General features: G+C 68.3%; 7 protein-coding genes and 1 pseudogene. 5 read left to right on the forward strand and 3 right to left on the reverse strand.

Translation table 11 applies throughout. The features are described 5' to 3' along the window. Positions 1–161 precede the first annotated feature (161 nt). Positions 162–581 (reverse strand): hypothetical protein, encoded by a 420-nt coding sequence (locus AB0F18_RS37740; RefSeq protein ID WP_362069618.1) that lies wholly within the window; start codon positions 579–581, stop codon positions 162–164. Between the two features lie 70 nt (positions 582–651). Then, a complete protein-coding gene (locus AB0F18_RS37745; protein WP_362069636.1) occupies positions 652–1,608 on the reverse strand; it encodes an SDR family NAD(P)-dependent oxidoreductase in 957 nt (318 codons plus the stop codon). A gap of 113 nt (positions 1,609–1,721) precedes the next feature. On the opposite strand from AB0F18_RS37745, the gene AB0F18_RS37750 reads away from it, so the two are divergent. Further along, positions 1,722–2,327: a TetR/AcrR family transcriptional regulator gene (locus tag AB0F18_RS37750; protein WP_362069621.1), complete on the forward strand. Its 606-nt coding sequence runs from the start codon at positions 1,722–1,724 to the stop codon at positions 2,325–2,327. Between the two features lie 373 nt (positions 2,328–2,700). Here the strand turns inward: AB0F18_RS37750 and AB0F18_RS37755 are convergent, their stop codons facing one another. Next, a complete protein-coding gene (locus AB0F18_RS37755) occupies positions 2,701–2,970 on the reverse strand; it encodes a hypothetical protein (protein WP_362069624.1) in 270 nt (89 codons plus the stop codon). Positions 2,971–3,387: 417 nt separating this feature from the next. Here AB0F18_RS37755 and AB0F18_RS37760 point away from each other — a divergent pair, with 417 nt between their 5' ends. The 4 genes and pseudogenes from AB0F18_RS37760 (at position 3,388) to AB0F18_RS37775 (ending at position 7,078) form a co-directional block, all read left to right on the forward strand. After that, positions 3,388–4,899 (forward strand): NF041680 family putative transposase, encoded by a 1,512-nt coding sequence (locus tag AB0F18_RS37760; protein ID WP_362069627.1) that lies wholly within the window; start codon positions 3,388–3,390, stop codon positions 4,897–4,899. Further along, positions 4,889–5,230 carry a hypothetical protein gene (locus AB0F18_RS37765; RefSeq protein ID WP_362069630.1) on the forward strand — a complete coding sequence of 114 codons (342 nt, stop codon included), beginning with the start codon at positions 4,889–4,891 and terminating at the stop codon, positions 5,228–5,230. The genes AB0F18_RS37760 and AB0F18_RS37765 overlap by 11 nt, the downstream gene beginning before the upstream one ends. A 237-nt stretch (positions 5,231–5,467) precedes the next feature. Then, positions 5,468–6,166, forward strand: a pseudogene (locus AB0F18_RS37770) (IS5 family transposase); the annotation flags it as partial. 294 nt (positions 6,167–6,460) lie between these two features. Beyond that, positions 6,461–7,078, forward strand: a complete 618-nt coding sequence (locus AB0F18_RS37775; RefSeq protein ID WP_362069633.1) for a hypothetical protein — start codon at positions 6,461–6,463, stop codon at positions 7,076–7,078. Positions 7,079–7,234 lie beyond the last annotated feature (156 nt).

The raw sequence follows: 7,234 nt of genomic DNA on the forward strand, positions 1-7,234 counted from the left end.
TGAGACTTCGAACACCTCACCCAACGGCACGGGAGCCCTGTCCGTTGCGGGCACCAAGGTCATCACCCGATCGGTGACCACGCTGAAAAGGCTCACTGACATGGGACGGTGCTTTGGGGTGGGGGTACTGATATGGCGCGGTAGAGGCGCAGGTCGCTTCGTCAGCTGGCCAGGATCACGGAGGCGACCGTCCGCCATCCCGCGTCGGTACGGGCGGCCAGGTAGAGCACACGGACACGCTGGAACTCCCGCCCCTGGCTGTCCTGGCGCGCCCAGGTCACCTCGATTTGCGCGGCCCGCTCGTTGAGCACGCGTACCACCGGGTCGAGGGCCTTGCTGCCCCCGTAGTCGGCGTCGCACAGTGCGTGCAGCTCGTGTGCGAGTCCCTGGGAGAGCGCCTCGGCGGAGGTGAGAGTGATGTGGGCCGTGCCCGTGGTCATGCTGATCGGCACCGAGAAGTAGTCTAGGAGCGGCTCGGGATCGGTGCTCCCCTTTGCTGCCAGTCTGATGAACGTCTCGACGTAGCTGTCGAACCATGCCTGTGCTTCGTTCGCGACGGCGGCCAGATCGGTGTGCGTCATGATTTCGTGACCCTTCTTGCAGAGATTTCAGGTGCGGGCTTCTTGGAGGGGAGTGCGCTTTGCCGTCGTGTCACCGGTTCGCGAACGCGTTGGTGCCGGTCAGCCGGGCGGACAGGGTCCACAGGCGTGCGGCCTGTTCGGGGTCGACCGCGTAGGGCCTGACTCCGGGTGCGTCGTCCTGGGAAAGCGGGGCGATGTCGCAGTCGTTCAGGTAGACGCCGCCGGTGTGGGCCAGCTGCGGGGAGGTGGCCGCCCAGACCTGGGTGGCGGCACCCTGCTCGGGGGTCTTGAAACTGGGGGCCGTGTTGCCCTGGTCGTCGATCCAGCCGAAGGCGATCATCTCCTCGCGGGTCATGTGCCGCTGGAGCGGGGTCATGACGGCACCGGGGGCGACGGCGAAGGCCCGCACCTGGTGCTCGCGGCCGAGCGCGTCGAGGTGGACGGCGAACAGCGCGATCGCGGTCTTGGACTGGCCGTAGGCGACGGCCTTGTCATAGTCGTTTGCGAACATGACGTCGTCCCAGCGGATCGGCGAGTAGCGGTGTCCGGCAGAGCTGAGCGCGACCACGCGCGCGCCGCCGTCGGCTGCCAGGGCGGGCCACAGCCGGTTCGTGAGTGTGTAGTGGCCCAGGTGGTTGGTGGCGAACTGCGCCTCCCAGCCGGGTCCGAGGCGGGTCTCGGGCAGGGCCATCACGCCGGCGTTGTTGATGAGGATGTCGATGCTGCGGCCGCTTGCCAGGAACTCGTCCGCGAAGGTGTGCACGCTGGCCTGGTCGCCCAGGTCGAGACGGCGCACCTCGACCCCGTCCACTGCGGTGAAGGCTTCCGCGGCCGCTTCCGGGCGGCGGACGGCTGCGACGACAGTCGCGCCGGCGCCCCGCAGGGCGCGCGTGGTCTCCAGCCCCAGTCCGGAACTACCGCCGGTCACGACTGCGAGCTTTCCGGTGAGGTCGAGGCCGGCCAGGACGTCGGCCGTGGTGCTGCGGGCCCCGAAGCCGGAACCGATGGGCTGCTGTGCTGTCATGATCGCCATTCCTTGCGCGTGGAGCGTCACGGTCAACGCCGTAACCGGGGAGTTCCCCGGTTAATCATGACGGTAAGCGGGGAACTCCCCGGTTGTCCAGTTAGACTGGTCCCCCGATGAAGGGAGCAGCCTTGACCACCAAGCCGAGCGTGTTGCGCGCCGATGCCCGCCGTAACCGGGAGCGCATCCTCGAAGCGGCCGTACGCGCCTTCTCCGAGAAGGGCCCGGACGTCGCGATCGACACGATCGCCAAGGCCGCGGGTGTCGGCTCGGCCACGCTCTACCGCCACTTCCCCACGCGCGAGGCGCTCGTCGAGGCGGCCTACCGCAACGAGCTGGCCCGCGTCTGCGACAGCGCCGCGAAGCTGCTGGCCGACAACCCGCCCGACCGGGCGATCCGCCTGTGGATGGACGACTTCATCGACTACCTGGCTGCCAAGCAGGGCATGGCGGACGCGCTGCGGGCCGCGGTCGCATCCGGTGCGGACCCCTTCGCCGAGACCCTCGGCAAGCTCGCCACCGCGCTGGGCACCCTGCTGCACGCCGGCGCCGACGCCGGTCTCCTGCGCCCGGGCATCGACCCCTTCGATGTCGGCTTCAGCCTGGCCGGCATAGGGCTGATCACCAGCGCTCCCGACCAGCGCGAACGGGCCGGACGCCTCCTCGACCTGCTCCTTGACGGCCTCCGGTACGGAGCGGACGGATCGGCGTCCAGCTCGTGACCCGGCTTTGGCCGCAATCCTCGCCGGCTTTGTGACGTCAGCGGTCCAGCAGCCCCGACCGCGTTGCGGAGCGCGAGCCACTGACACGGGTCAGGAGATGCGAAACAGGCTCTGAGCTTGCCGTTTAACCTCCGGTGCCCGACGGGGCAGGTTCGATCGGTGTGGCGAGGGTTACTTGGGCGGTCCATGACCAGGGCTCCGGGGGCGGATCCCAGGTCACCTTGACGTCGGTGTCGTGGACGTCGCGTGCGAGTTCCACCACCATGACTGCCGCAGCGGCTCGCGTGTCCTGCGGGTCAGCGTTGATCGGTCGACCCTCGTTCGACGTCGGACCATAAACGTCAAGCTCAGGCCCGAACGGCTGGGTTCGTCCCTAGTCTTCGTCGATCATGCGGATGAACTCCACAGGGCCATTGTCGTCGCTGTGGAGGATGCGAGTGGTCTCCTCAATCGTGACGTCAGGGACGCGGCCTACGTCCTCGGGGTCGACGGACAAGTCGCCGGACAGCACGTTGTCCTCATCGATGAGGCGAATGATTCGCGGATCAGTGATTCGCGAATCATCTGCTTGGGCAGTCCCGGTGATCGCCAATGCAGCCCCGGCCAGGGCGATAACGGCAAGTACACGTTTGGTGGTATTCATTCCCGGCAAACGATCTACGACCCCCGAGGTCACTCTGGTTGACGACGACGCCATCCACCAGATGCCGTGCTGGGATTGGCCTACTGTCCTCCGATGTCCCCCGCAGCTTGCCGGACGTGAGCGCAGCCTCGGCCGGGCATGACCCGCCACACCCTCCCACCCGAATGGGTGGCACTAGCCAGCAGCATCGCTTGCGCTTTCGCCAGCGAGAAAGCAGGGCCAAACCCTGCGTGAAGGCTGGCGGTCATGCTGCTGTTCCCGCCAGCGGGCCCGCATGCGGGATTGCTGAGCTTGACGTTTATGGTCCGACGTCGAACGAGGGTCGAACTTGTTCTGTGTTTTCCCAGTTCACCAGCGGTGTGAGATTCCGCGGGCCGATTCTGTGCTGAGCGACAGCGCAGTACGGAGGCCGGGATCGTGGGGCTGGTCGAGCATGAGGTTCAACGAGACGCGTTCACGGTGGCGGCGGAGTTCCGCTCGGAGTTGTACGCGTGCCTGACCGCGCGGAGCGATGCCCTGTTCGAGCTGTGCGACGCGTTGCTATGCACCGACGGTCCGGTCCGCACCCTCGTGGACCTGGCGCTCGCTCCCGAGCATCGACGCGGGCACGGGGCCTTGTACTCCGGGATCAACCACGGCCGGATTGACCTCGCCAGGCTGAGGCGGGCACTGACCAGTGTCCCGCTTCCCCGAGCCGGCGACGGTCGGCTCGTTCTGGCGGTGGACGTCTCCCTGTGGCTGCGGCCGGACGCCGACACCTCCTCGGACCGCTCCTTCTGCCATACCTTCGGGCGGGGCCTGGGCAAGCACCAGATGGTGCCCGGCTGGCCGTACTCGATCGTCGCCGCCCTGGAGACCGGCCGGACCTGGTGGACCGCGCTGCTGGACGCGATCCGGCTGGAACCCGGCGCCGACTTGGCCGCGGTCACCGCCAGCCAGGTCCGAGACGTCGTCCAACGTCTCGTGGACGCCAGCCAGTGGTGTGAGGGCGACCCGGAGGTCTTGGTCGTGCTGGACGCGGGCTACGACGCGCCCCGCATCGCCCACCTCTTGGCAGACCTGCCGGTGGAGGTGCTGGGCCGGCTCCGTTCGGACCGGGTGATGCGCAAGCCCGTTCCGGTGCCGTGGATCTGCCCGCCGCAGGGCGGGCGCCCGCCCAAGCATGGCGGTGAGTTCGTCTTCGGCCGACCCGAGAGCTGGGGCGAGGTCACCGCGGCGACCGTCACCAACACCGACCGGTACGGGACCGCGACCGCGCAGGCATGGGACCGGCTGCACCCTCGGCTGACCCGACGGGCGGCCTGGCTCGACCACGAGGGCCCGCTGCCCATCATCGAGGGCACCGTAATCCGGCTGGCAGTCGAAAAACTGCCCAGCGGCGGGGTGAACAAGCCTGTCTGGCTGTGGTGGTCGGGCACCGGCGCCGGCCCCGCCGACGTCGACCGGTGCTGGCAAGCGTTCCTCCGCCGCTTCGACGTGGAACACACGTTTCGTCTGCTCAAGCAGACTCTCAGGTGGACCCGGCCCAAGCTGCGGGACTCGGCGGCGGCAGACCGCTGGACCTGGCTCGTCTTGGCCGCACACGCTCAGCTCCGCCTCGCCCGCCCACTCGCACGCGACCTCCGGCGTCCCTGGGAACGACCCGCGGAACCGACCAGACTCACCCCCGCCCGGGTCCGTCGAGGGTTCAGGAACCTGCTCGCGAAGACGGGCACGCCAGCGGGTGCACCAAAACCCACTCGCCCCGGCCCCGGACGCCCGGTCGGCTCGAAGAACCGACAGCCCGCCACCCGCTACAACGTCGGACGCGTCCTCGCCACCGGCGAGCCCTACGGCCGCCCCGCTCACCACAAGAAAGGCACCAAACCGCGCCGAGGCAGCAGCCCCGCGACCCCCGTTCATCGCCACGATCCCGACGATGTTGGATAGCGGCATGGTGAGACGCAAGAAGGAGAAGAAGAAGCGCCCCACCTGGGGCATTCCGAAGGGGATCGTCCTGCTGGCGACACCGGAGGGCTGGCGCTTCATGATCCAACCCGTGGAAGGCGGCATGCTCTGCGGGCGCCTGGACATTCCGATCAACACTGACCCGCAGGACGCGCGAGCCGCTGCGGCAGTCATGGTGGTGGAACTCGCACGCGACGTCCACGACACCGACGTCAAGGTGACCTGGGATCCGCCCCCGGAGCCCTGGTCATGGACCGCCCAAGTAACCCTCGCCACACCGATCGAACCTGCCCCGTCGGGCACCGGAGGTTAAACGGCAAGCTGAGAGGGCGTTTAGCTCTCATCTATAGTCATTCACCCTAGTTTGCAGCGAGTGGCTGGTGTGACATGAGAGGGAAATGGTGCTGACGTGATGGCAGGGGCTGCGAGGTCTCTGTTGCGCCCCATCTACTCCTGTTTCATCCCAACGGGAGCCGGTTCGCTACGAATGCCTCAGCTTCCGTCGCCCGCGCCCTGCCGGGACAAACGCGACCGTCGTCTCCTGGGAAGTATGAGCGAACGCCGGCGGTATCCCAGCGACCTGTCCGATGCCCGGTGGGTCCTGGTGGAGCCGATGCTGACGAACTGGCGGGACGACAAGGCCCGCCACGGTCTCAACATCGGCACCCCGCCCCAGCACAACCTACGCGACCTGCTCGACGCGATCCTCTACGTGGCCCGCACCGGCATCCCCTGGCGCTACCTCCCGCACGACTACCCGCACTGGAACACCGTCTACCACTACTTCGGCCGCTGGGAGAAGGACGGCATCTTCGAGCAACTCAACGCCCTGCTCCGACGCCGAGTCCGAGAGAACGAGGGCCGCAACCCAGAACCGACCGGCTTCGTGATCGACGCGCAGAGCGTGAAGACCTCCACCAACGTCCCCGTCCGTGAACAGGGCGCTGACGTGGGCAAAAAGATCGTCGGCCGCAAGCGGAGCATCATCATCGACACCACCGGCCTGATGCTAACCGCACTCGTCACCGCCGCCAGCATCCAGGACTCCGTTGTCGGCGAGCGCCTCCTCAGCCGCCTCGCCGCCGACCACCCCGGCATCCGCAAGGGCTGGGCCGACCGCGGCTACCGCGAATACCTTGTCGACCACGCCGCCCACCTCGGCATCGACCTCGAGGTCGTCCGCCGCGCTTCCGGCACCAAGGGCTTCACCGTCCTGCGCCGCAGGTGGGTTGTCGAGCGCACGCTGGGTTAAGCGCGCTGGTCAGAGGCCCAGTTGGGGCGGAATCGAGGCCGGGGTGTGTGCTCTGATGGGTCCGTCCTGCGAGCGCAGCCGGCACGCTTGCTCGCAGGCCACAGGTGGTTCTGCCGCGAGGTCCTCCAGGTGCTGAGGTCTCAGGAGTTATTGAGGTCGGCGCTTCAGGGTGACGGCTGCGGTCCCACCCGTCGGCGGCGTGACCGCCTGGACGCGGCGGCTAGGCTGCGGAGCATGCTCGTGGCCGCTGCCGTCTGTCCCTGCCTGCCATCGCTCACGTTCGCGACGGACGTGAGCGCGCCTGCCGCGCCGGAGCGGCTGCGCGCGGCGTGCGCGGAGGCGGTGGCAGCCGTACTGGCCGAGGATCCCGAGATCGTGGCCGTGGTCGGCCCCGGTACGCGATCCTTTCTCCACGAGGAGGGAGCCCTGCGGCTTGGCCACGGCCGGGCCGCGGAGGCACCGACGAGCAGGCTTCCGGTGGCGCTCAGCGTCGGTTCGTGGCTGCTCCAACAGGCAGGCTGGACCGGTCCGGTGCGCGCCTACGAGCTGGACGACGCCCGGAGTTGGCCCACGAACGGCGAGGACGGCGTCCATCTGGCGGGATGGGCGGACCGCGTAGGGCTGCTGGTGATGGGGAACGGTCCGACCCGCGCCGGCGCGGACGGAGCCCGGCGCCCCGACCCGCGGGTCGAGGAGATCGACGCGGGCATCGCTGCCGCGCTGGCCGGCGGTGACGTGGACGGATTCTTCCCGACCATGGACGAGGATCTCGCTCGTGAGCTAAGGGTGTCGGGCCGCTCCCCCTGGCAGCTGCTGGACAGGGCCGACTGGGACCTGACTACTCACCGTCTCCTGTACGCCGAGACCGTGGACAGCGTCAGCTGCTTCGTGGCGACTTGGTCACCCTGAAGCGCTGACCTCAGTATCTACTTCCGGCGTCGCAGGGCGTAGGAGACCGCGACGACGGCGACTAGGGGTTGTCGTCAAAGTGTCAGGCCCACATCAGGATCGATGCGAGGGTGATGGCTGCCTTGTAGGACTGGGCGGTCTTGTCGTAGCGGGTGG

The sequence above is a fragment of the Streptomyces sp. NPDC029216 genome (assembly GCF_040648015.1).
Classification (GTDB): Bacteria; Actinomycetota; Actinomycetes; order Streptomycetales; family Streptomycetaceae; genus Streptomyces.